The sequence below is a fragment of the Pseudomonas sp. SZ57 genome (assembly GCF_009495975.1).
GTDB lineage: Bacteria > Pseudomonadota > Gammaproteobacteria > Pseudomonadales > Pseudomonadaceae > Aquipseudomonas > Aquipseudomonas syringae.
This window is the reverse complement of the sequence record NZ_WIBD01000023.1, coordinates 77,210-101,204: the sequence shown is the minus strand read 5'-3', so window position 1 is coordinate 101,204 and position 23,995 is coordinate 77,210. Positions and strand designations below refer to the sequence as shown.

Annotated in this window: 24 protein-coding genes; 13 read left to right on the top strand and 11 right to left on the bottom strand. The window is 60.8% G+C overall.

Annotated elements, in window-relative coordinates:
* The first annotated feature begins 3 nt into the window (after positions 1 to 3).
* Entirely contained in the window at positions 4 to 1,614 is a 1,611-nt protein-coding gene (locus GE543_RS20255) for an ATP-binding protein (protein ID WP_153222226.1), read from the top strand.
* Entirely contained in the window at positions 1,572 to 2,318 is a 747-nt protein-coding gene (fhuF, locus tag GE543_RS20250) for a siderophore-iron reductase FhuF (RefSeq protein WP_371927211.1), read from the top strand. The genes GE543_RS20255 and fhuF overlap by 43 nt, the downstream gene beginning before the upstream one ends.
* Here the strand turns inward: fhuF and GE543_RS20245 are convergent, their stop codons facing one another.
* Together GE543_RS20245 and GE543_RS20240 are read right to left on the bottom strand one after the other, a co-directional pair.
* Positions 2,319 to 3,044, bottom strand: coding sequence for a 4'-phosphopantetheinyl transferase (locus GE543_RS20245; protein WP_218571926.1), 726 nt, complete (start codon positions 3,042 to 3,044; stop codon positions 2,319 to 2,321).
* Positions 3,045 to 3,253: 209 nt separating this feature from the next.
* The gene (locus tag GE543_RS20240; protein ID WP_003393714.1) at positions 3,254 to 4,042 is read right to left on the bottom strand and encodes a dienelactone hydrolase family protein; all 789 of its coding nucleotides are present in this window, start codon (positions 4,040 to 4,042) and stop codon (positions 3,254 to 3,256) included.
* Positions 4,043 to 4,215: 173 nt separating this feature from the next.
* Here GE543_RS20240 and GE543_RS20235 point away from each other — a divergent pair, with 173 nt between their 5' ends.
* The 4 genes from GE543_RS20235 to GE543_RS20215 all read left to right on the top strand — a co-directional run bounded on the left by GE543_RS20235 (position 4,216) and on the right by GE543_RS20215 (position 8,429).
* Positions 4,216 to 4,566, top strand: a complete 351-nt coding sequence (locus GE543_RS20235) for a hypothetical protein (RefSeq protein WP_003363261.1) — start codon at positions 4,216 to 4,218, stop codon at positions 4,564 to 4,566.
* A 27-nt stretch (positions 4,567 to 4,593) separates the two neighbouring features.
* Entirely contained in the window at positions 4,594 to 5,271 is a 678-nt protein-coding gene (locus tag GE543_RS20230) for a response regulator (RefSeq protein ID WP_003314580.1), read from the top strand.
* On the top strand, positions 5,268 to 6,614 hold the full coding sequence (locus tag GE543_RS20225) for an ATP-binding protein (protein ID WP_057405934.1): 1,347 nt from the start codon (positions 5,268 to 5,270) through the stop codon (positions 6,612 to 6,614). The genes GE543_RS20230 and GE543_RS20225 overlap by 4 nt, the downstream gene beginning before the upstream one ends.
* 462 nt (positions 6,615 to 7,076) lie before the next feature.
* The gene (locus tag GE543_RS20215) at positions 7,077 to 8,429 is read left to right on the top strand and encodes a dicarboxylate/amino acid:cation symporter (RefSeq protein ID WP_004411269.1); all 1,353 of its coding nucleotides are present in this window, start codon (positions 7,077 to 7,079) and stop codon (positions 8,427 to 8,429) included.
* Between the two features lie 66 nt (positions 8,430 to 8,495).
* On the opposite strand, the gene GE543_RS20210 is transcribed toward GE543_RS20215, so the two are convergent.
* Positions 8,496 to 8,990 (bottom strand): SprT family zinc-dependent metalloprotease, encoded by a 495-nt coding sequence (locus tag GE543_RS20210; RefSeq protein ID WP_153222224.1) that lies wholly within the window; start codon positions 8,988 to 8,990, stop codon positions 8,496 to 8,498.
* Between the two features lie 194 nt (positions 8,991 to 9,184).
* Here GE543_RS20210 and ttcA point away from each other — a divergent pair, with 194 nt between their 5' ends.
* The gene (gene ttcA / locus GE543_RS20205) at positions 9,185 to 10,009 is read left to right on the top strand and encodes a tRNA 2-thiocytidine(32) synthetase TtcA (protein WP_153222223.1); all 825 of its coding nucleotides are present in this window, start codon (positions 9,185 to 9,187) and stop codon (positions 10,007 to 10,009) included.
* A gap of 6 nt (positions 10,010 to 10,015) precedes the next feature.
* Here the strand turns inward: ttcA and GE543_RS20200 are convergent, their stop codons facing one another.
* From GE543_RS20200 to arsC, 3 genes are all read right to left on the bottom strand, one after another.
* The gene (locus GE543_RS20200) at positions 10,016 to 10,687 is read right to left on the bottom strand and encodes a DNA-3-methyladenine glycosylase I (RefSeq protein WP_153222222.1); all 672 of its coding nucleotides are present in this window, start codon (positions 10,685 to 10,687) and stop codon (positions 10,016 to 10,018) included.
* A gap of 99 nt (positions 10,688 to 10,786) precedes the next feature.
* Entirely contained in the window at positions 10,787 to 11,392 is a 606-nt protein-coding gene (gene wrbA / locus GE543_RS20195; RefSeq protein ID WP_371927210.1) for an NAD(P)H:quinone oxidoreductase, read from the bottom strand.
* Positions 11,389 to 11,742, bottom strand: coding sequence for an arsenate reductase (glutaredoxin) (gene arsC / locus GE543_RS20190; RefSeq protein ID WP_003418195.1), 354 nt, complete (start codon positions 11,740 to 11,742; stop codon positions 11,389 to 11,391). The genes wrbA and arsC overlap by 4 nt, the downstream gene beginning before the upstream one ends.
* Before the next feature lie 129 nt (positions 11,743 to 11,871).
* Between arsC and GE543_RS20185 the strand changes: the two genes are divergently transcribed.
* Positions 11,872 to 12,339: a TlpA disulfide reductase family protein gene (locus GE543_RS20185; RefSeq protein WP_004416738.1), complete on the top strand. Its 468-nt coding sequence runs from the start codon at positions 11,872 to 11,874 to the stop codon at positions 12,337 to 12,339.
* A gap of 170 nt (positions 12,340 to 12,509) precedes the next feature.
* On the opposite strand, the gene GE543_RS20180 is transcribed toward GE543_RS20185, so the two are convergent.
* From GE543_RS20180 to GE543_RS20170, 3 genes are all read right to left on the bottom strand, one after another.
* A complete protein-coding gene (locus GE543_RS20180; protein ID WP_004411263.1) occupies positions 12,510 to 12,917 on the bottom strand; it encodes an META domain-containing protein in 408 nt (135 codons plus the stop codon).
* Complete coding sequence (locus GE543_RS20175) at positions 12,914 to 13,351, bottom strand: hypothetical protein (protein ID WP_003314595.1); 438 nt, start codon at positions 13,349 to 13,351, stop codon at positions 12,914 to 12,916. Before GE543_RS20175 ends, GE543_RS20180 begins: the two co-directional genes overlap by 4 nt.
* A gap of 80 nt (positions 13,352 to 13,431) precedes the next feature.
* On the bottom strand, positions 13,432 to 16,185 hold the full coding sequence (locus GE543_RS20170) for a response regulator (protein ID WP_371927209.1): 2,754 nt from the start codon (positions 16,183 to 16,185) through the stop codon (positions 13,432 to 13,434).
* Positions 16,186 to 16,434: 249 nt separating this feature from the next.
* Between GE543_RS20170 and cysM the strand changes: the two genes are divergently transcribed.
* The 5 genes from cysM to GE543_RS20145 all read left to right on the top strand — a co-directional run bounded on the left by cysM (position 16,435) and on the right by GE543_RS20145 (position 22,523).
* Positions 16,435 to 17,337 (top strand): cysteine synthase CysM, encoded by a 903-nt coding sequence (cysM, locus tag GE543_RS20165; RefSeq protein WP_046236192.1) that lies wholly within the window; start codon positions 16,435 to 16,437, stop codon positions 17,335 to 17,337.
* A complete protein-coding gene (gene rlmD, locus GE543_RS20160; RefSeq protein ID WP_153222221.1) occupies positions 17,337 to 18,692 on the top strand; it encodes a 23S rRNA (uracil(1939)-C(5))-methyltransferase RlmD in 1,356 nt (451 codons plus the stop codon). Before cysM ends, rlmD begins: the two co-directional genes overlap by 1 nt.
* A gap of 156 nt (positions 18,693 to 18,848) precedes the next feature.
* Positions 18,849 to 21,092: a GTP diphosphokinase gene (relA, locus tag GE543_RS20155; protein WP_003418185.1), complete on the top strand. Its 2,244-nt coding sequence runs from the start codon at positions 18,849 to 18,851 to the stop codon at positions 21,090 to 21,092.
* A gap of 27 nt (positions 21,093 to 21,119) precedes the next feature.
* A complete protein-coding gene (gene mazG, locus GE543_RS20150) occupies positions 21,120 to 21,953 on the top strand; it encodes a nucleoside triphosphate pyrophosphohydrolase (RefSeq protein ID WP_003314605.1) in 834 nt (277 codons plus the stop codon).
* Positions 21,954 to 21,983: 30 nt separating this feature from the next.
* Positions 21,984 to 22,523 (top strand): DUF2058 domain-containing protein, encoded by a 540-nt coding sequence (locus GE543_RS20145; protein ID WP_003314606.1) that lies wholly within the window; start codon positions 21,984 to 21,986, stop codon positions 22,521 to 22,523.
* Positions 22,524 to 22,601: 78 nt separating this feature from the next.
* Here the strand turns inward: GE543_RS20145 and GE543_RS20140 are convergent, their stop codons facing one another.
* Positions 22,602 to 22,781 (bottom strand): hypothetical protein, encoded by a 180-nt coding sequence (locus GE543_RS20140; protein ID WP_002554613.1) that lies wholly within the window; start codon positions 22,779 to 22,781, stop codon positions 22,602 to 22,604.
* A 497-nt stretch (positions 22,782 to 23,278) separates the two neighbouring features.
* A complete protein-coding gene (locus GE543_RS20130) occupies positions 23,279 to 23,992 on the bottom strand; it encodes a DUF3108 domain-containing protein (protein ID WP_003305121.1) in 714 nt (237 codons plus the stop codon).
* Positions 23,993 to 23,995: the final 3 nt, after the last annotated feature.

Here is a 23,995-nt window from a genome sequence, read left to right as displayed (position 1 = left end):
CTGATGAATTCGATCTTTCTGCGCATCTACGGTGGTGTACTGGGCGTGTTGGTGCTGGTCGCGCTGCTCGGTGTGCTGGCCCTGCATGTGCTCAATCAGTCGCGCGGCGAGCAGTACCGCGAGCGCCTGGCTCACGGCACCTTTACGATCATGGCCGACAATCTGGTGCCGCTCGACGGCATCGAACGGCGCCGCGCCCTGGCGATCTGGGAGCGCCTGCTGGGCATTCCCCTGAGCCTGCAAACCCTTGAGCAGGCTCACCTGGACAGCAGCGCACTGGGCCAACTGACGCGCGGCAAGGTGGTGGTCGAACAGATCGGGCCGCACGCTGCCAGGGTTTATCGTCAGTTGAGCGACAAGGAGCCGCTGTTGCTGACCGGCGAAGTGCAGCAGATCACCGAGCAATTGGCGCGGGCCACTATTTACCTGCTGATCGATGAGCTGGTGCGCTTTCCGGTCGATGAGCAACCGGCGCGCCTGCAGGCCCTGCGCAGCGACAAGGGGTTCGGTTTCGACCTGCACCTGCTGGCGCTGGATCAGGCGGATCTGGACGATGATCAGCGCCGTCGCGTCTATGAGGGCGATACGGTCATGGCGCTGGGCAAGGGCGGCGATTCGATCCGCGTGCTGGCCGGGATCGTCGACACCAACTGGGTGCTGGAAATCGGCCCGCTGTACCAGATGAACCCTTATCCGCTGCATTGGCTGCTGCTGATCGCCTTGATGGGCCTGTGTCTGATCGGTCTGGTGGTGTACTTGCTGGTGCGGCGTCTGGAGCGACGGGTGCTGGAGCTGGAAGCGGCGGCCACGCAGATTGCCCAGGGCAGTCTGCAAACCCGCGTGCCGACCGAGGGCTCCGACTCGGTGGGGCGTGTGGCAGCGGCGTTCAACAGCATGGCCGAACACCTGCAGCGCTCATTGATGATCCAGCGCGAACTGGTGCGCGCGGTGTCCCACGAACTGCGCACGCCGGTGGCGCGTCTGCGTTTCGGTCTGGAGATGGTCAGCGACGCCGCCACTCCCGAGGCGCGGCGCAAATACATGATCGGCATGGACAGCGATATCCAGGACCTCGACAAGCTGGTCGATGAGATGCTCACCTATGCGCGTCTTGAGCAGGGCGCGCCGACCCTGAATTTCCAGCGTGTCGATCTGGATGCGCTGATCGATCAGGTGATCGCCGAACTGGCGCCATTGCGCGCCGACGTAAGGGTTTCGCGGGGCGAATGCCTGAGGGCCGAAGAGGGCGAGGCTGCCTGGGTCGAGGGCGAGCCGCGCTACCTGCATCGCGCCGTGCAGAACCTGGTGAGCAATGCGCTGCGCCATGCCGACAACGAGGTGCGCATCAGTTATCGGCTGGAGGCGCAGCAGTGCCGTATCGACGTGGACGACGATGGTCCTGGTGTTCCGGAGCAGGCCTGGGAGCAGATTTTCACGCCGTTCATGCGCATCGATGACAGCCGCACCCGAGCCTCGGGCGGGCATGGGCTGGGCCTGTCGATCGTGCGGCGGATCATCCATTGGCATGAAGGCCGCGCGCTGATCGGGCATAGCGTCAGCCTGGGCGGAGCGTGCTTCAGCCTGACTTGGCCGCGCACGCAGGTGCCGCGTTGAGCTTGCCGTTGTTTGCCGGGCCATTTGCGCGGTTCGGGCGGACCTTGCTGACGACGGATGATGCGCGCCCGGTAGTGATGTTGCCTGATCTGCTGCGCCCCGAGCGTCTTGATCAGATGCTGCTGAGTGTTTACGGGCCGCAGCTGATGCCTGATCAATTGCCGGTGCTGGTGTCACAATGGGCCAAGTTTTACTTCATGCAACTGATTCCGCCGGTGCTGGTCGCCAGCCTGGTGCATGACTGGCATTGGCCGTTGCAGCTTGATCAGGTGGCGCTGGCGCTGGATGAGCGTGGCGTGTCGAGCGGTGTCAGGCTGGCGGGGGAGGGGCGCGTCTGGCGGGGTATGCCGGTTGATCCGTTTCAGCGCTTTGCCGGGTTGCTCGATGACAATCTGCAGCCCTTCATTACTTCTCTGAGCGCTTATGGCGGACTGCCGGCTGCTGTGTTGTGGAGCAGCGCCGGGGATTATCTGGAAGGCTGCCTTGCGCAACTGGCCACCTGCAGTGATGTGTCGCTGGGTGCCGGGCTGGCGCTGTTAAGCGAGAAGAAAAGACCGGACGGGCGCGCCAATCCTCTGTTTCAGGCCGTGCGTTATGTGCCGCAGGCGCAGGGCGGTGAACCACGCAGGCAAAGGCGTGTGTGCTGCCTGAGTCATCGGGTCGAGTGGGTTGGACGTTGCGAGCATTGTCCGCTGCCCGGCTGATCAACCTTCGACGGCGACCAGGCTCAACAGGTGATCGTCCTGCACACTGAACTGACCGTCCAGCTCCTTGCCCGCATGCCACTCGCTGGACAGGTCGATCAGCAGCTGTAGTCGGGCGCGGCCGTCGGCGGACCATTCCAGCAGTTGCGCGTCTTCGAAGTAGAAGCGCTTGTGCACGATGGGGTAGAGCGCCTTGAACAGCGCTTCCTTGATCGAAAAGGTCAGGGTCACGCGCAGTGCGATCTGATCTTCCGGGCCCGCCGCCATCTCTGCCAGCTCGGCCGCTGTCAGAATTTCCCCGGCCAGCCGCGAGGCACGGTCGTGGCTCAGCAGGTTTTCCGTGTCCAGCCCTAACCCGCGCCACTGCTGCTTGTGCGCAACCACGGCAGCGGCCCAGCCGGTGCTGTGAGTGATCGAACCGCAGACATCAGCGGGCCAGATCGGCGCGCGGTCTTCGCCCACTGCAGGGACATGCAGGCGGCCATCCAGTTGGCGCATGGCTTCGCGGGCGCAGAGACGACCGGCGAGGAATTCAGTCTGGCGCTTGGCAACCGAACGCTGAATGCTCGCCGGCATTTGCAGCTCACAACGCTGAAAGTCGCCGTCGACCAGCTTGAGCGGATCAAAATGCCCACTCACCAGTACCGCCCCCGGCAAGGCTTGCGGCAACGGCCAATGCCGGATCAGTTCCGGGCAGCAGACGGGAAGGAGGGATAGTCGAGTCATGTGCGGCATTTTGCCGGGGGAATGGGTTGGAGGGAAGGGCACTAGCAGTAACTATCGTACCGATGCTACAGCGTGCGGAGCGCTAACCTATCGTGCGGATGCTACAGCGTGCGGAACGCTAATCTATCGTGCGACGCTCTGCGTCGCATGCCGTTCTGGACGCTCCGCGTCCTCCGAGCTTTGGGTGGACGCGGAGTGTCAGCTATCGCTCAACCAAATATCTTCTTGAAAAACACTTTCATGTCCGCCCAGGAGCTCTCATCGGCGGCCTTGTCGTAGCCGATGTCCGGGCCGCCGTGTTCGCCGTGGCTGAGGCGGTCGGCGTCGGGGTTGGTGAAGCCGTGTTTGGCGCCGTCGATGCTGACGAATTTGTAGTCGGCCTTGGCGTCGTCCATTTCCTTCTTGAACGCGGTGACGTTTTCAGGGGTGACCATGCTGTCCTTGGCGCCGTGTTCGACCAGCATTGGCACCTTGATGCCCGGTTTTGCAGGAGTGTTGGTGACCAGTGCGCCGTGGAAACTCACCACGCCCAGCAGTGGCTCACCGCGGCGAGCTGCGTCGAGCACGATCTTGCCGCCGAAGCAGTAACCGATCGCTGCGATCTTTTTCGGATCGGTCTGTGGCTGCTTCTTCAATTGCTCCAGCCCGGCGTCAAAACGCTTGTCGGCGGCATCGCTGTCCTTCAGCGCGGCCTGCATGAAGGCCATCGCGTCTTTCGGGTGCTCGGTGTTCTTGCCTTCGCCGTACATGTCGATGGCCATCGCGCTGTAGCCCAGCGCAGCCAGGTCGCGGGCGCGGCGCTTGGCGTAGTCGTTCAGGCCCCACCATTCGTGGACCACCAGGACGCCAGGGCGCGGGCCTTTTACCGCGTCGTCGTAAGCGTAATAGCCCACCAGCTTGGTGCCGTCGGCACTTTTATAATCGATCTGCTCGGTCTTGATCGCCGCCTGGGCGAGGCCGGTCAGACCCATCATGATCATTGCAATCCACACACGCATGGTCAGCTCCTTGTTGATGTTTTGAAGTCGCAAACAACCATAGCCGATTCTGCTGCACAGGGTGTGGATGACTGTTCAGCGCCGGTTCATGCAGTGTTCAGTCGGGGTTCAGCCCGGCGCGATTACTGTTGGCCCATACCTTGACAGCGTCCCCGAGCGCAAAAGGAGTCGATATGTTGAATCTCAACAAGTTTTTCCTGGCCCTGGCTTTTCTGGGCGGCAGTGCTGCGGTGCAGGCGGGTGATGGTCGGCTTGACGTGGCCCGTATCGAATTCAGCAAGACCAGCGAAAGGCTTGACGATACCAACAGTTGGGGACACGCGCTCGGGGAGCAGGCGCATTCCAATGTCTCGGCGGGGACGCTTTATTCGCCACCGGTTTACGGCAGCCTGACGGGCACTCACAATGGTGCGCCTGTCAGCCGCGAAATCCTGCTGGGCAGCTATGATGTGACACAACACGTGCCCGTCAGCGCCCGCCTGTTGAGTACTGATGCGACGATGTCGTTTCATTCTTTGTCTTGAGGCTGCGATTGTGCCTGGGAGAGCTGCATGAAGTTGTTGGTAGTTGAGGATGAAGCGCTGCTGCGCCACCACCTGCGAACCCGTCTGACCGAAGCCGGGCATGTGGTGGAGGCGGTGGCCAACGCCGAAGAGGCGTTGTATCAGGTCGCGCAATTCAATCACGACCTGGCGGTGATCGACCTTGGCCTGCCGGGCATCGGCGGCCTTGACCTGATTCGCCAGCTGCGTGCACTAGGCAAGGCCTTTCCGATCCTGATCCTGACCGCGCGCGGTAACTGGCAGGACAAGGTCGAAGGCCTGGCGGCCGGGGCTGACGACTACGTGGTCAAACCCTTCCAGTTCGAAGAGCTGGAGGCACGGCTGAACGCCTTGTTACGGCGTTCCAGCGGCTTCATCCAGTCAACCATCACGGCTGGCCCGCTGTTGCTGGACCTCAATCGCAAGCACGCCGCCCTGGCCGAGCAGCCCTTGGCGCTGACGGCCTACGAATACCGCATTCTTGAGTACCTGATGCTCCATCACCAGCAAGTGGTGCCCAAGGAGCGCCTGATGGAGCAACTGTACCCCGATGACGACGAGCGCGACCCGAACGTGATCGAAGTGCTGGTCGGTCGTCTGCGTCGCAAGCTGGACAGCAGCGTGGCCTTCAAACCTATCGAAACCGTGCGCGGCATGGGCTATCTGTTCAATGAGCGCTGTACGTGATTCGTTCGCTTCGCCTGCGCCTGATGCTGGGCGCCGCCACGCTGGCGGTGATCTTCATGCTGCTGATGCTGCCTGCACTGCAGGGGGCGTTCAGCCTGGCGCTACGCGGAGCGATCGAGCAACGCCTGGCTTCTGATGTCACCACCATGATTTCGGCGGCTCGCGTCGAAAACGACCATCTGTTAATGCCCTCGGTATTGCCGGGCGAACAATTCAATCTGCCCGGCAGCCGTCTGCTGGGCTACATCTATAACCGCCAGGGGCAGATGGTCTGGCGCTCGTTGTCGACCGAAGGCGAGAACATCGACTACCGCCCGCAATACGACGGGCAGGGCAGCGAGTTCACCAAGATCAAGGAAATCAATGGCGATGAGTATTTCGTCTATGACGTCGAGATCCGGCTGCTCGGCGGGCGCAATGCTGCGTTCAGTATCGTTGCCGTGCAACCGTTGCGCGGCTATCAGGAAACCATCGACGGCCTGCGCCGCAAGCTTTATCTGGGCTTTGGCGCAGCACTGGCGGTGCTGCTCGGGTTGCTGTGGATGGGCCTGACCTGGGGGCTGCGGGCCTTGCGCGGCTTGAGTCAGGAACTGGATCAGGTGGAATCCGGTGTACGCGACAGCCTCAGCGAAGAACACCCCAGCGAACTGCTGCGCCTGACCGACTCGCTCAACCGCCTGTTGCGCAGCGAGCGTGAGCAGCGGATCCGTTACCGCGACTCTCTGGACGACCTGGCGCATAGCCTGAAAACCCCTTTGGCGGTCTTGCAAGGCGTAAGCGAGAACATCGCCAAGCGCCCCGAAGATGTCGAGCAGGCGTGGGTGCTGCAATCGCAGATCGAACGCATGAGCCAGCAGATCGGCTATCAACTGCAACGGGCCAGCCTGCGCAAGAGCGGTCTGGTGCGGCATCACGTGATGCTGCGGCCCGTGGTCGAAAGCCTGTGCAACACGCTGGACAAGGTGTATCGCGACAAACAGGTCAAGGCCACGCTGGACCTGCCCGAGCACTGTCAGGTGCATATGGAAGAGGGCGCGTTGCTGGAAATGCTCGGCAACCTGCTGGAAAACGCCTATCGGCTGTGCCTGAGCGAAGTGCGCGTCAGCTTCACGCGCTCGACGACCGGCGATGAACTGTGCGTCGAAGACGACGGCCCCGGCGTCCCGCAGAGCCAGCGTGCGCGCATTCTCGAGCGCGGCGAACGGCTGGACCGCCAGAACCCCGGGCAAGGCATCGGCCTGGCGGTGGTCAAGGACATCATCGAAAGCTACGGCGCGCAATTGACGCTGGGCGATTCCCCGCTGGGCGGCGCGGCGTTCAGGATTCATTTTCTGGCGCAGTGAGGGTGTGATTCGCCCCAGTTTCAAGAGCGGACGCAGAGCGTCCAGAACGGCATGCCAACGCGGAGCATTGGCACGATAGTGTTATCACACCTATCGTTCCTCACGCTCCAGCATGGGAATGCCGTTCGTGACGCTCTGCGTCACACCTCTGCGCGTCACCGATCACTCCAGTCACCACAGAAAGAAGGCGGATACCCGCCACTGTGTGCCTGTTTTTCCCACCATACGGCGGAAAACCGCCACCTCTCCTGTCGGATCCCGGCTACCGTTACCAGTGTGCGCCTTATGCTGCGGGGTTTTGATATCAAAATGACTCCATGGCACGCGTATTGCTATCTACATGGCAGAGACCTGCCTTGCGCAGCTCGACAAAACAAATCCCTCCAGTGCAGGAGGGTTAGCGCTTTATAGGCTCGCGTGCATCAGGTGAAGATGCCGACGACGCCCTTGAGGAAAACTGCAATGACGACTCGTCAGCCCATCTACAAATCCCTCTATTTTCAGGTAATCGTAGCGATTGTCATCGGTATCCTGATCGGTCACTTCTACCCGGACACCGGCAAGGCGTTAAAACCGCTGGGTGACGGGTTCATCAAACTGATCAAGATGGTGATTGCCCCGATCATCTTCTGTACCGTCGTCAGTGGTATCGCTGGCATGCAGAGCATGAAGTCGGTCGGCAAGACCGGCGGTTATGCGCTGCTGTACTTCGAGATCGTTTCGACCATCGCCCTGCTGATCGGTCTGATCGTGGTCAACGTGGTTCAGCCGGGTGTCGGCATGAACATCGACGTCAGCACGCTCGACGCTTCGAAGATCGCCGCCTACGTCACGGCCGGTCAGGACCAGAGCATCGTCGGCTTTATCCTTAACGTGATTCCGAACACCATCGTCGGCGCGTTTGCCAACGGCGATATCCTGCAAGTGCTGATGTTCTCGGTGATCTTCGGCTTTGCGCTGCATCGCCTGGGTGCCTACGGCAAGCCGGTTCTGGACTTCATCGATCGCTTCGCCCACGTGATGTTCAACATCATCAACATGATCATGAAGCTGGCCCCGCTGGGTGCGTTCGGTGCCATGGCCTTCACCATCGGTGCCTATGGCGTGAGCTCGCTGGTGCAGCTGGGTCAGTTGATGATCTGCTTCTACATCACCTGCGTCCTGTTCGTCGTGTTTGTACTGGGCGCCATCGCCCGCGCTCACGGCTTCAGTATCTTCAAGCTGATTCGCTACATCCGTGAAGAGCTGCTGATCGTACTGGGTACTTCTTCTTCGGAATCGGCCCTGCCGCGCATGCTGATCAAGATGGAGCGCCTGGGTGCCAAGAAGTCTGTGGTCGGTCTGGTTATCCCGACGGGCTACTCGTTCAACCTGGACGGTACCTCGATCTACCTGACCATGGCCGCCGTGTTCATCGCTCAGGCGACCAACACGCACATGGACATCACGCACCAGATCACCCTTTTGCTGGTGCTGCTGCTGTCGTCCAAAGGTGCTGCTGGCGTAACCGGTAGCGGCTTCATCGTACTGGCTGCGACCCTGTCGGCTGTAGGCCATCTGCCGGTTGCCGGTCTGGCGCTGATTCTGGGTATCGACCGCTTCATGTCCGAAGCCCGCGCCCTGACCAACCTGGTCGGTAACGCCGTTGCTACCGTTGTGGTTGCCAAGTGGGTCGGCGAGCTGGACACCGACAAGCTGCAGTCCGAGCTGACTTCCGGTGGCTCCGCCATTCTGGAAACCCGCCCTGAAGACGACCTCGGCGTTGCCGAAGGCCCGACTCCAGCGGCTGCGGTGAACACCAGCAAGACCGTCTGATAACCCTCAGGCCATAAAAAACCCATCTTCGGATGGGTTTTTTTATGCCTGCCGTTTATCGGAGGACTATTCCGTGCGCGTCTCGCCGCTGAACACCAGATGCTCGCGGCAGCGACGGCACAGGTAGCGCCGTCCCTTGCGAACCATGCCGTGACGCTGCGCGGTGAACGGAAAGTCGCTGTCCGGGCACGGGCAGCGGTAGATGTAACGGATTACACTGCGCCGCTTGACCGCATAGGTATGGCAGCGATTGGGCGGCAGCTCATAGACGCCGCGCATGATCAATTGCCATTCTTCGCCATGCGGCTGGATGCTGCCACCGAACAGCTGATGGGCGATCAGGTGCGCGACTTCGTGGGGCACGGTCTGGCGCAGGAAGTCTTCGGCGTTTTCCTTGTAGAGCTGTGGGTTGAAGCGCAACAGGTTTTCATGCAGATGAGCCACACCGGCCTTCTGACCGCGCAACTGGAAACTGACCACCGGGCGTTTGAAGGTGCGCTTGAAGAAGGCTTCGGCTTGTTGGTAACAGGTCTCGACGCGTGAATTGAGTTGTTCGGGCATGCTTTAGGGTTCTCCAGTGCGCCAAGTATGCCGCAATGTGGCTAAGCTCTGAACAGGCCAGCTGCCCGGTGGTCATTTTTGATCCAGTGTGGTCGCCTGTCTGAACAGTACAGGCGCAGCATATTTAACCAATGGTCGGTTACGGGTAAAATGTCCGGCTTTTCTCAAGCTATCGTCAGCGGATATTTCCATAAATGGGCACCCTTTCAGTCAATCAGAACAAACTGCAGAAACGTCTGCGTCGGCTGGCCGGCGAAGCGGTTGCCGACTTCAGCATGATCGAAGAGGGTGACAAGGTCATGGTCTGCCTGTCCGGCGGCAAGGACAGTTACACCATGCTCGATGTGTTGATGCACCTGCAGAAGGTCGCGCCGATCAAGTTCGACATCGTGGCGGTCAACATGGACCAGAAGCAGCCCGGCTTTCCCGAGCACGTGCTGCCTGCCTACCTGAAAGAACTGGGTATCGAGTACCACATCGTCGAGAAAGACACGTATTCAGTGGTCAAGGAACTGGTCCCCGAAGGCAAGACCACCTGCTCGCTGTGTTCACGGCTGCGTCGCGGCACGCTGTATACCTTCGCTGACGAGATCGGTGCCACCAAGATGGCGCTCGGTCATCACCGCGACGATATCGTCGAGACATTCTTTCTCAACATGTTCTTCAATGGCTCGCTCAAGGCCATGCCGCCCAAGCTGCGTGCCGATGATGGCCGTAACGTGGTGATTCGTCCGTTGGCGTACTGCCATGAAAAGGACATTCAGGCCTACTCGGACCTCAAGCAGTTTCCGATCATCCCGTGCAACCTGTGCGGCTCGCAGGAGAACCTGCAGCGTCAGGTGGTCAAGGAGATGCTGCAGGACTGGGAGCGCAAGACGCCAGGCCGGACGGAGAGCATCTTTCGCGCCTTGCAGAACGTGCAGCCCTCGCAGTTGGCCGACCGCAACCTGTTCGATTTCAGCAACCTGCGCATCGACGAAACCGCTGCGTCGCGGTTCGTCAATGTGGTCAATATCTGACGGCACTCAGTGGTTGACGGTGAACGCCAGCATGGCTGACAGCTGGCATATCGGCCGACCGCTTTCTGCGTGCCACTGGTTGAAGACGTCCTGCACGATCGCCTGATCGCGTTTGCTGCTCGGCACACGGTCGACGATATCCTGAGCGTTCAGGGCGGCAACCACATCCCAAGTCGGAATGAAGGTGTCCTTGCCGATCATGCGCAGAAAGCGCGGCGCTGAGAGGCCGCCCATCTGGTTGCCGTGTTTGGCGATGTACTGCCACAGGCCAGTGATGTTATCGACCGGCCATTCGGCGATGAATTTGCCGAAACTGCCATGCTCCTGCTCGATGTCCAGAATCAGTTGCGCATTGCGCGGCACGCTCTTGAGCTTGCCCAGATGACGAATGATGCGCGCGTCCTGCATCAGCCGTTCCAGGTGATCGGCGCCCATCAGCACGACTTTCTCCGGGTCGAAGCGAAAAAACACTTCTTCGAACGCTGGCCACTTGGCGTCTACCAGGCTGTGTTTCAGGCCTGCGCGGAAAACCCGCAGGGCCATGGTCGACAGGTAGCGGTCGGCGCTGATGGCTTGCAGTTGCCTGGGTGTCTTGGGGGAGGGCAGATGAGCTTCCAGAGCTTTGGCGGAGCCGAATCGATTCAGGCAATACTCGTTCAGCCATTTGTAGTCGTGCATCGGTTCTCCAAAGAAATTCAACAGGCAGGACAAGGGGTCAGACCGACCCTTGCCCTGCAAGTTTACGATTTAACTGAAAGCATCCGGCGCTCTGCCGATTCAGCTGCGCGGCGCGTCCAGTTGCACCGCGGTCCTGGCCAGACGCTGGCCCAGGGCGCGGCACAGGTCGGTTTCATGACGGTCCAGCGCGCGCTTGCCATCGGCACCGGCGTGATGGCTGGGACCGTAGGGCGTGCCACCGCCGGTGGTTTCCAGCAGCGCCGATTCGCTGTAGGGCAGGCCCATGATCAGCATGCCGTGATGCAGCAGGGGCAGCAGCATCGACATCAGCGTGGTTTCCTGACCACCGTGCAGGCTGGCAGTGGAGGTAAAGGCGCCAGCGGGTTTACCGACCAGTGCGCCGGTCAGCCACAGGTTGCTGGTGCCGTCGAGGAAATATTTCAGCGGCGCGGCCATGTTGCCGAAGCGCGTCGGGCTGCCCAGCGCCAGGCCGGAGCAGTTTTTCAGGTCGTCGAGGGTCGCGTACAGCGCACCGCTTTCCGGAATCTCGGGTGCGGTCGCTTCGCAGTCGGCGGAAACGGCAGGTACGGTGCGCAGCCGTGCTTCCATGCCGCCCAGTTCGATGCCGCGGGCAACCTGCCGGGCCATTTCGCTGGTGGAGCCGTTGCGGCTGTAATAAAGGACCAGAATATAGGGTGTGCTCACGGCAGCAGCTCCAGAATGTTCTCGGGTGGGCGGCCAATGACAGCCTTGTCGCCAGCGACCAGAATCGGCCGTTCGATGAGTTTGGGGTGAGCGGCCATGGCGGCGATCAGTTGCTCGTCGCTCAGGCTCGGGTCGGCCAGATTGAGTTGCTTGTAATCGTCCTCGCCGGTACGCAGCAGTTGCCGGGCGCCGATGCCCAGCTTGCCGAGCAGGTCGCGCACACGGTTGGCGTCGGGCGGGGTTTCCAGGTACAGGACGATGTCCGGCGTCAGGCCGCGGGCCTGAAGCAGTTCCAGCGCGCCGCGGGACTTGCTGCAGCGCGGGTTGTGATACAGCGTCAGATCGGTCATTTGCACGTCGCATCTTGTGTGGGGTGGCGTATTCTAACCAGCGATGGCACTGTCCGACATATCGAATGGTCAATAGTCGTGGCTTGGGTATAAGTAATTGCAGGTTGAACGGGGCGAGGAAACAAGCAAATGGCAAGGCGATTAACAGCAGCGGTAATACTTTTCGGCAGTTTGCTGCTCAGCGGATGTGGCGTGGACCTGGGCAATGATCAGAATGGCCAGAAGGTCGCCAGCGAGCGCATCAAGGGGCACTGGCTGGTGGTCAACTACTGGGCCGAATGGTGTGGCCCTTGCCGTACCGAGGTTCCGGAGTTCAATGCATTGTCCGAGCAGCTCAAGGACCAGAAAGTCACCGTGCTGGGCGTCAACTTCGACAACCTGCAGGGCGACGAACTGAAAAGCGCTGCCAATGCACTGGGCATCAAATTCACCGTGCTCGCTCAGGACCCGGCCGAGCAATACAGCCTGCCGCCCTCCGAGGCACTGCCGGTGACCTACATCATCGACGACAAGGGCAAGATGCGCGAACAACTGCTCGGCGAACAATCAGCCGCGACCGTGATCCAGAAGCTCAAGACACTGCGTGGCGAGGGCTGATCGGGTCGATTTTCGACGCTTGGCGTAGCAACGAGGACGCGGAGCGTTCAGAACGGCATGCGACGCGGAGCGTCGCACGATAGTGATCGTTCCCTGCGCTCCAGCGTGGGAATGCAGTTCTAGACGCTCTGCGTCGCAAGTTACGCTGAGCTTCGGCACGATAGTTACAATCAGCTATCTTCCAGCCAGAAACGCAACGGCTTGCCCTGCGTTGGCCACAGACGCAACTGCTCGATGGGCGAGATATCCCAGCGCTGCACACTACTGATCGCCTTGATAAAGCGCTGTTCCTGCTCCATCAACGCCGGCGCGCACATCTTGCGCGTCTTGCCCACCGGACCGAAACTGATGCTGTGATCGTTCAGCGTATAGGGCGCAAACCAATGGTTGCAGCCCGCATTGCCATACGCACGGCCATCGGCACCCAGCGTCATGGTCAAACGACTGTTATCGATCAGCGGACGCTCGCCGATCCATTCCGTTACATAGCTGTGATCCTGCTGGATCGGCAGCGGGTCAGCAGTACAACCAACCAGCAGCGCGCCGCCGATCAGGCTCAGGAGCGCAAACTGTTTCATGCCGCTTTCTCCTGGCACTTCTTGCAGAAGTGCTTCTCGCCATCGGTTTTCCAGCCCAGCTCCGCGATGCGCGCGGTAGCAGCCGGTTTCTGCGCCTTGACGCCCAGCTTGCTCTCTACCATGAACTCGAAGTTCAGTTCGGCGGCGCAGCTGTCGCAATTCACTTTCCACTGATGAATCGCCAACTCGTCGAATACCGGGCCTTTGGCCACCGCAATCCACTGGCCGGGCGGGTTGATCAGGTGCCGGACTTTCTCGACGGTGAGGCGCATGTGCAGGCTTTTACTGCCTTTGATGGTCACCAACAACTGGTCGTTGTCGTGAATCGAGCCGCCGTTGCCGGTGACCTGATAGCGGCCGGGTGCCAGCGTGCGGCATTCGGTCAGCGTGTGCTGGGGGTTGAGCATGCTGTAGCGAAAATCGTGTTCGACCATGGGTCCTCCAAAATTGCGCGCATCCTAACATGCTCCGCCCACGCTGGAGCGTCAGGCACGAAAGGTGTCTCGCTGCACGCTCAAGCCATGACCCGCGCCTCGGCTTCCAGGCGAATGATGGCCTTGTCCAGATCGTTGAGGGCCTCTTCGGTGTGCGGAGCGTTTTGCTTGAGCAGGGTTTCGGCGCGCTGGCAGGCACTGCGCAGTTGAGGAACGCCGCAATACCGCGTTGCGCCGTGCAGGCGGTGGATGCGTTCGATCAACGCGTGTACATCCTGGCTGGCACGCGCCACACGAATGGCCTCGCGGTCGGCGTCCAGGGAGGCCAGCAGCATGGCCAGCATGTCGGCGGCAAGATCCGCCTTGCCCGCCGCCAGGCGCAACCCTTCTTCATGATCCAGCACCAGCGGCCCGACGTGCACCTCAAGCGCTTCATTCTGGCGTTCCGGCGCAGGGTTGCGCAGCGCCAGCCCGGTCCACTTGAGCACCACCTGCGCCAGTTGCCGTTCGCTGATCGGCTTGGTCAGGTAGTCGTCCATACCGCTTTGCAGCAGTGAGCGCTTTTCATTGGCCATCGCATGCGCGGTGAGGGCCACGATCGGAAGCGAACTCTGGTTGCGTTCGGCTTCCCAGGCGCGGATCGCCTCGGTGGCCTGACGACCGTCCATGCCGGGCATCTGCACGTCCATCAACACCAGGTCGAACGCTTCTTGCTGCACGGCGTTGACCGCTGCATAGCCGCCCTCGACAGCGACCACTTCAGCGCCCATGTCTTCGAGCAGGGTCTGTACCAGCAGCAGGTTGGCCGGGTTGTCGTCCACGCACAGCACTCGCGGTGCGCGGCTCGACAGTGGCGGGCCGATATCGGCACGCACCGCTCGCGGCGCGATCAGCTCTGACAGGGCTTTTTGCAGTTTGCGGGTGCAGGCGGGCTTGGCCTGCAGTTGCGTGTAGACATCGTGGACCGCCAGCTGGAACAGCGCGTGTTCGGTGGTCGGGCACAGCACCATGACCTTGCAGTTGAGGTTTTCCAGGTCCCAGATGTGCTGGCGCAGCCGTTCCGGAGAGATTTCCAGCGCCGTCACGCCCAGTACCGCCAGATCGATGGCCGCAGGCGTCTCATGCGCTGCGGTCACGCCGTTGAGCAGGTTTTCCAGGTTGTTGAACACGATGGTCTGCAGACCGCAGTCTTCCAGCTGATGCTCCAGCGCCTGACGCGCCAGGTCATGATGTTCAAGCACTGCGGCGCGCAGGCCTCCGAGCGGAATATTGAGTGATTCTTCCTTGTCTTCGCGGGCCTTGGGCAGTTTCAGGCTGATCCAGAATTCCGAACCTTCGCCCGGCGTGCTGTCGACACCGATTTCGCCGCCCATCTGTTCGATCAGGCGTTTGGAGATCACCAGCCCCAGCCCGGTACCGCCCGGTTGACGCGAAAGCGAATTGTCGGCCTGGCTGAAGGCCTGGAACAGTGCCCGCACATCCTGACTGGACAGGCCGATCCCGGTGTCCTGCACGCTGATGCGCAGTTGCGCGTGCTCTTCGGTTTCGTCCTCGAGCATGGCGCGCGCGACGATCGTGCCTTCGCGGGTGAACTTGATCGCGTTGCTGACCAGATTGGTCAGGATCTGCCGCAGACGCAGCGGGTCACCGGACAGCGCCAGCGGCGTATCGCGGTACACCAGACTGACCAGCTCCAGCTGTTTGGCGTGCGCCGCCGGGGCGAGAATGGTCAAGGTGTCCTGCAACAGGTCGCGCAGGTTGAACGGAATATTATCGAGCACCAGCTTGCCGGCCTCTATCTTCGAGAAGTCGAGAATCTCGTTGATGATGCTCAGCAGGTTGTCGGCGGACTTCTCGATGGTGCCCAGGTAGTCGAACTGGCGCGGGGTCAGCTCGCTTTTCTGCAGCAAATGGGTGAAGCCCAGAATGCCATTGAGCGGCGTGCGGATTTCATGGCTCATGTTGGCCAGGAATTCGGACTTGATCCGGCTTGCTTCAAGCGCTTCCTTGCGTGCCAGGTCGAGTTCGATGTTCTGGATTTCGATGGTCTCCAGATTCTGCCGGACATCCTCGGTTGCCTGATCGATGCTCAGTTGCAGTTCTTCCTGCGCGTTCTGCAGCGTCGCCGCCATGCGGTTGATGCCCGACGCCAGCTCGTCCAGCTCCCGGCTGCCCAGCGGTGGCAGGCGGGTTTCCAGATTGCCGTCCTTGAGTTGCGACACGGCCTGCTTGATCTGGCTCATCGGCCCGTTGATGGTGCGGCTCATGCGTACCGCGAGGGTCGCGGTAAACGCCAGCCCGGTCAGGATCAGCAGCAGGCTGGCAAACAGGCTTCGGTAACCGCGCAGCAGCGTGCCGTTATGGGATATTTCAAGCTCGACCCAGCCCAGCAGGGTATCGGCCTCGGCAGGAATGATCGGGCTGGTCAGGTGGCGTTGACTGCCGAAGACCGGCAGCAGGTAGCGCGTGGCATCGGTGCCGGTCGAGCTGAGCAACTGCGAGCCGCTGCCAATCGGCGACGGGCTGATCATGGTCGGCCCGGCGTGGGCCAGTTCCGTGCGATCGGTGTCGAGAAACGACACGGCGCGTACGTCGGTCTGCTCCAGCGTCTGGGTGGCAATGCGACTGAGCAGCACTTTGTCCTTGCGCCCCAGTGCATTGGCGGCAAGCGGCGCCAGATCCTGGGCGATCATTTCGCCGCGTTGCAGCAACTGGCTTTGCAGTTCGCTCAACTGCATCCAGGTGAAATAACCACCGAGCATCGCCGCCATCAGGCTGGCAGGCAGAATAGTCAGTAGCAGCACACGGCCTTTTATACCCAGCTTGGTCAGCACGCTCTTCCTCCGGCAATACGTATCAGTCCGTCGATATCAGGCATCGGCTGCCTTGCTGTATCGGCACAAGGGGATGAGTTTAGCTATTTACCGTCGGCATGGGCACCTAACTCTCTGCGCAGGGCAGGGCGGCAGCGGAAAAAACAGCGTTTATTCTTTTTGGGAATAAGCAGCGCACTTTGCGTGATATGGGCTTTGGCCGTTTGCCGTTATGATAGGCACCCCCGCAGTCTGGATTGCGAAGACGCCATGACCCTGCAGTATCAAACCATTGCCGATTGCGTCGGCAACACCCCGCTGGTGCGTCTGCAACGCATGGCGGGTAACACCAGCAATACCCTCCTGTTGAAACTCGAAGGTAACAACCCCGCTGGCTCGGTAAAAGACCGCCCGGCCTTGTCGATGATCACCCGCGCCGAGTTGCGCGGCCAGATCCATCCGGGTGACACGCTGATCGAAGCGACCTCCGGCAATACCGGGATCGCGCTGGCCATGGCCGCGGCGATCAAGGGCTACCGGATGATTCTGATCATGCCGGACAACTCCAGTGCCGAACGCAAGGCCGCGATGACCGCTTATGGCGCCGAGCTGATTTCGGTCAGCAAGGACCAGGGCATGGAAGGCGCCCGTGATCTGGCCGAGCGCATGCAGGCCGAAGGCCGCGGCAAAGTGCTCGATCAGTTCGCCAATGGCGACAATCCTGAAGCGCATTACACGTCCACCGGTCCGGAAATCTGGCGGCAGACGGGCGGTACCGTGACCCATTTCGTCAGCTCGATGGGCACCACCGGCACCATCATGGGCACCTCGCGCTACCTCAAGGAGCAGAATCCGGACGTACAGATCGTCGGTCTGCAACCGATGGAGGGCGCTTCGATCCCCGGTATTCGCCGCTGGCCGCATGAATACCTGCCGAAAATCTATCAGTCGGAGCGTGTCGACCGCATCATCGACATGGGCCAGACCGAAGCCGAAGACACCATGCGCCGACTGGCCCGCGAAGAAGGCATCTTCTGTGGCGTGTCGTCCGGTGGCTCGGTCGCCGGGGCATTGCGTCTTTCCCAGGAAGTCGAAAACGCCGTGATTGTGGCGATCATCTGTGACCGAGGCGACCGTTACCTGTCGACCGGCGTCTATGATTCGCCCAACTGATGGCCAAGCACGAAAGAGGTTTGCGCTTTCAGCCTGCGGGCGGCGTTAAAACCGTACAGATTCCTGCCGGTAAAAAGCAGCGGCTGACCATCGAGCGGCTGTCCGACGACGGTCGCGGTATCGCCTTTTTCGAGGGCAAAACCTGGTTTGTCGCCGGCAGTCTGGCCGGCGAAGAGGTCGAGGCGCGCGTGCTCAATGCGCGCGGCAAGGTCGTCGAGGCGCGCACCGAGCGGGTGTTCACCGCCAGCGCCATGCGTCGCGCTCCGGCCTGTGAGTATTTCGGTCGCTGTGGCGGCTGCAGTGTTCAGCATGTGCCCCACGAAGAACAGCTTGCCCTGAAACAGCGCATGCTCGCCGAGCAGTTGCTGCGCGTGGCGAATGTTGTGCCGGATGAATGGGCGGCACCTTTGAGTGGTGCCGAACTGGCCTATCGCCGACGCGCGCGGGTCGCGGTTCGCTGGGATGCCAAGGCCAAAAGGCTGGATGTGGGGTTCCGCGCAGCCGCCAGCCAGGACATCGTCAGCATCGAACACTGTCCGGTGCTGGTACAGGCCTTGCAACCCATCATGAATGAGCTGCCTGGCATGCTGAAAAGTTTCAGCAAGCCGCAGGCGCTGGGCCACGTCGAGCTGTTCAGTGGGGTTGCGACTGCCGTGTTGTTGCGCCACACCGCGCCGCTTGCCGAGACCGATCTGGCGCTGCTGCAGGCGTTTTGCTCCAGGCATGGTGCGCAGCTGTGGCTGCACGGCGAAGGCGAGCCCCAGCCGGCCAGCCCCGGCGATACGCTGGGCTACCGGCTGGAGCCGTGGAGCCTGCAACTGGCCTGGCGACCGGGTGATTTCATTCAGGTCAACGCGGCGGTCAACACCGCGATGATCGAGCAGGCTCTGCAATGGCTGGCGCCTGCAAAAGACGAACGTGTCATGGACCTGTTCTGTGGTCTGGGCAATTTCGCCTTGCCGCTGGCGGGTCTGGCCAGGGAAGTGGTGGCGGTTGAAGGCGTTGCGACCATGGTCGAGCGTGCAGCCGTCAACGCAATGAGTAATGATCTGCACAATGTGCAGTTTTTTCAGGCGGATCTTTCCCAGCCGCTGACACATGCCGACTGGGCGGCAGAAGGGTTTTCTGCGGTACTCTTGGACCCACCGCGTGACGGGGCCTTTGAAGTGGTCCGCCAGATCAGAAAGACGGGGGCCCGGCGACTGCTCTATGTTTCATGTAATCCGGCAACTTTGGCTCGTGACGCGGTCGAACTGATCCGTCAGGGCTACCGGTTAAAACGTGCCGGAATCCTCGATATGTTTCCGCAGACGGCGCATGTCGAGGCGATGGCTTTATTTGAAATGAGTAAGTGAGCAGCGTTCACTGGAACGAGGTCGTTGCTGACAGGGAACCTCATTTAATCCGACTGGCCCGCGAATGCCGGTCCTTGCTTGCCCGGCAAGTGGCATTCGCTCAGAAGGCTGGCGACTGATGGCGCTATTCATCGCGCCGTAGGGAAGGTAAGCAGCATGGTACAGGTGAGAGCGAACCAGCCGATAAACACAGACGGCAGTATCAATCTCGACGCGTGGCTCGATCATATTGTCAGCGTCGACCTGGTCCTGGACCGGGAAGTCATGAAAAAGGCCTGTGAATTTGCCCGGGAAGCCGAGCAGACCGACAAGGCTCACAAGAATCATTGGGCAGAGGGCACCTCCAGTTTTCAGACCGGTCTGGAAATCGCGGAGATCCTGGCTGACCTCAAGCTGGATCAGGACTCGCTGGTCGCCGCGGTCATTTACCGTGGCGTGCGTGAAGGTCTCATTGCGCTGCCGGACGTCGAGCAGCGCTTTGGCGCAACGGTCGCCAAACTGATCGACGGCGTGCTGCGCATGGCCGCGATCAGCGCCAGTCTCAGCCCTCGTCAGTCATTGGTGCTCGGCAGCCAGGCGCAGGTCGAAAACCTGCGCAAGATGCTGGTGGCGATGGTCGACGACGTGCGTGTTGCGCTGATCAAGCTGGCCGAACGTACCTGCGCGATTCGTGCGGTAAAGAACGCCGACGACGAAAAACGCAACCGTGTGGCCCGCGAAGTCTTCGACATCTATGCACCGCTGGCCCACCGCCTGGGCATCGGTCACATCAAGTGGGAGCTGGAGGACCTGTCCTTCCGCTACCTGGAGCCTGATCAATACAAGCAGATCGCCAAGCTGCTGCATGAGCGCAGGCTGGACCGCGAGCGCTTCATCAGCGACGTCATGTCCCAGCTCGACAACGAACTGCAGGCCACCGGCGTGACCGCTGACATCAGCGGGCGTGCCAAGCATATCTATTCCATCTGGCGCAAAATGCAGCGCAAGGGCCTGGCGTTCAGCCAGATCTATGACGTGCGTGCGCTGCGTGTGCTGGTCCCGGAAATGCGCGATTGCTACACCGCGCTGGGTATCGTGCACACCTTGTGGCGGCATATTCCCAAAGAGTTCGACGACTATATCGCCAACCCCAAGGAAAACGGCTATCGCTCGCTGCACACCGCCGTGATCGGGCCGGAAGGCAAGGTGCTGGAAGTGCAGATCCGCACCCACGCCATGCATGAAGAGGCCGAGCTGGGCGTGTGTGCGCACTGGCGCTATAAAGGCACCGACGTCAAATCCGGCTCCAATCATTACGAAGAGAAGATTTCCTGGCTGCGTCAGGTGCTCGAATGGCATGAAGAGCTGGGCGACATCGGCGGTCTGGCCGATCAGCTGCGAGTCGATATCGAGCCTGACCGCGTCTACGTCTTCACCCCGGACGGCCATGCCATCGACCTGCCCAAGGGCGCGACACCACTGGACTTCGCCTATCGGGTACACACCGAAATCGGCCATAACTGCCGGGGTGCAAAAATCAATGGCCGCATCGTCCCGCTCAACTACAGCCTGCAGACCGGTGAGCAGGTCGAGATCATCACCAGCAAGCATGGTACGCCGAGCCGCGACTGGCTGAACTCGAACCTGGGGTACATCACTACCTCGCGCGCGCGGGCCAAGATCGTTCACTGGTTCAAGCTGCAGGCCCGCGACCAGAACGTCGCCGCCGGCAGAACCCTGATCGAACGCGAACTGGCGCGCCTGGCGTTGCCGCAGGTCGATTTCGACAAGCTGGCGGAAAAGGCCAATCACAAGACCGCCGACGACATGTTCGCGGCCTTGGGCGCAGGCGATCTGCGTCTGGCGCAACTGGTCAATCTGGCTCAGCAGCAGGTCGAGCCTGATCGCGTCAATGAACAACTGGAGCTGATCCCGCGCAAGGCCACCGGCTACAAGCCCGGCAAGCGTGGCGATATTCAGATTCAGGGCGTCGGCAACCTGATGACGCAGATGGCTGGCTGCTGCCAGCCGCTGCCGGGCGATGCCATCGTCGGTTATATCACCCAGGGTCGTGGCGTCAGCATTCACCGTCAGGATTGCGCTTCGGTGCTGCAGCTAGGCGGTCGCGAGCCCGAGCGGATCATTCAGGTCAGCTGGGGGCCGGTGCCGGTACTCACCTATCCGGTGGACATCATCATCCGCGCCTACGACCGTTCCGGTTTGCTGCGCGACGTCACCCAGGTGCTGCTCAACGAGCGGATCAACGTGCTGGCGGTCAACACCCGTTCGAACAAGGAAGACAACACAGCGCTTATGTCCCTGACCATCGAGATTCCGGGTCTGGACGCGCTGGGGCGGTTGCTGGGGCGTATTTCCCAGTTGCCGAACATCATTGAAACGCGCAGGAACAGGACGCCATAAGCGGTGCCTGCGCTCACAGGGAGCCCCATGTATACAGTTCAAGACCTGCTCAACCTCATGGCCCGGCTGCGTGATCCGCAGTTCGGCTGCCCGTGGGACCTGAAGCAGACCTACGCCAGCATCGTGCCGCACACGCTGGAAGAAGCCTATGAAGTGGCCGATGCCATTGAACAGGGCGACCTCGACCATCTGAAAGGCGAGCTGGGAGACCTGCTGTTTCAGGTGGTCTTCTATGCGCAGTTGGCCAAAGAGGAAGGCCGGTTTGAATTCGATGATGTGATTGACGGTATTACCCGCAAGTTGCTGCGTCGCCATCCGCACGTGTTTCCGACCGGCGAGCTGTACGCGCCGGCAGAAACGCCGCGCCTGACCGACGAGCAGGTCAACCTTCGCTGGGACGAAATCAAGGCCGAGGAGCGTGCCGAAAAGGCCGGCGTTCCAGAGCAGTTGTCGCTGCTCGACGACGTGCCCCGGGCCTTGCCGGCGTTGAGTCGTGCGGCCAAACTGCAGAAGCGTGCGGCGCAGGTGGGTTTCGACTGGCCTGCGGCATTGCCGGTGGTCGACAAGGTGCGTGAAGAACTCGATGAAATTCTCGAGGCCATGGTCGACAATGACGCCGAGGGCATTGCCGAGGAAGTCGGCGACCTGCTGTTCAGCGTCGTCAACCTGGCCCGACACCTCAAGGTCGACCCGGAAACTGCGCTACGCTCGGCCAATAGCAAGTTCGACAGACGCTTCCGATTCATTGAACAGGCTTTGCGCCACCTGCAGCGTCCTATCGAAGCGTGCTCGCTCGAAGAAATGGACGCGTTGTGGGGCGAAGCCAAACGTCAGGAAAAGAGCACACCCGGCTGCGGCTGAGGGTGCGGTAACGGTATAAGTGAGTAGACAATGAGCCTTTCCCTTCGCGATCAGTTGCTCAAGGCAGGTCTGGTCAACCAAAAGCAGGCCAAGCAGGTCGGCAAAGAAAAGCAGAAAGAGCAGCGTCTGGTGCACAAGGGTCAGGCGCAGGCCGATGACTCGCAAAAGCGTGCGGCCCAGGAGGCCATGGCCGAGAAGGCCAAGCGTGATCAGGAGCTGAACCGTCAGCAGCAGGAGAAGGTCGAGCAGAAGGCCCGCACCGCTCAGGTCAAGCAACTGATCGAAGTGTCGCGCCTGCCCAAGCTGATCACCGAGGATTACTACAACTTCGTTGACGACAAGAAGGTCAAGCGCATTCCGGTCAACGCCATGGTGCGCAACAAGCTCAGCAGCGGTTCACTGGCCATCGTTCACCACGGTGGCGGTTACGAGATCATTCCGCGTGAGGCTGCGCTGAAGATTCAGGAGCGTGACCCGCGTCGTATCGTGCTGCTCAACACCCCGACCGAAGCGCCGGATGCAGACGACCCGTACGCGGCGTATCAGGTACCTGACGATCTGATGTGGTAAGCCCACGGCGCTGTCATTGAGGTGTCAAAACAAAACCCGCATTCAGCGGGTTTTGTCTTTTCCTGTTCTTGGAATTGTTCAGTGGTTGCCCTGGCTTTCCAGCGCTTCCAGCTCTTCCTTATAGCGAAGGGCATCGGACTCAACGTGGAACATGCCTACCAGTTGATCCTGTTGGTGCACATCCCAGATCTGGATGCCGTCGGCAACGGCTTCGTGAGAGAGGTGGGCGTCGTCGCGTTCAGTAACTCTGACAGTCATAGTAGTAAGCTCCTGACTTTGATGGCCTTGATGGTTAGGCCTCTGGATACTGCGGCGATGTGTCGCAGGACTCTTTTATAGGATTTGTTAGCTGCCTAAGTAAATAGCCTGTTCAGGTTCCCCGGTGGTCAGAAACTGATCGATCCTCTGCAGCCCTTGCATGACAAGGCTTACAGCGCAGTGGTGGCAAAATGAAGGATGTTTCATGTGCTTCAAGCCTGTCCGAACGCACGTGAAAACACCGTTCCAGACGCTCCGCGTCCTCTTGACGACGCGGAGCGTCGCGAACTGCATTCCCACGCTGGAGCGTTAGGAACGATAACCTCAACTATCGTGCCCGATGCTCTGCGCTTCTGCCCGAAGGGCGTGGGAGTGAGCTTGCTCACGAAGGGGCCGGTGCCGGCGCAACTATCGTGCGGCGCTCTGCGTCGCATGCCTTCAGCCAATAAAAAGCCCCGCTAAAAAGCGGGGCTCTGTGGTGCGGGTGGTCAGGGCAATCAGCTGCCTTTGACGGCCTTGCCGTTGACGGTGCCGTCCAGCAAGACGATGTTGTATTCCTTGCCGTCGGTTTCGACCTGTTGCAGGCGGACCAGCAGGTAATCCCAGTCCTTGGCGAACCACAGCACGGTGGTGCGCTTGCTTTGCGTCGGGTCGCGCACGCGCTCGACCTTGATCGCATCGACCTGGCCTGTCTTGGTGGTGACTTTTTCCGAACCCAGCACGCGGAAGTCGTAGGTGTCCACTTCATCACCGTCGACAACCTGATAGCTCATGCTCTTCTTGCCCTCAGCGATGTCATGTTGCAACGCCAGCTGATAGGTGGACTTGTCGAGGATGCCACGGTTGAGCGGCAGCTTGATCGCATCGCCACGGTCGGTGCCTGTGACGAACTTGGTGTTCCAGTCGAACGCCAGATCGACCTTCTTGGATTTGCCCAGGCCACTGCGCTCGAAGCTGTAGGTCTGCGGCAGCAGGGTGTCCTTGTCGACCTTCAGTGTGCTGACTTCAGTCAGGCTGGCGATCATCATCGAGGCCTTGAAGCTCAGGGTCCAGGTGCCGTTGGCGCCGGCTTCCAGGCTGCGTTCAGCCGTGCCGCTCATGGGCAGCTGTTTCCAGTCGGCGGTGTAGCTGGCGGAGAAGGGTTGAAGGTCTGCGGCCTGTACGGCAGGCAATGCGAGCAGGGCGAAAGCGAAGAGCAGAGCGCGACGCATAGT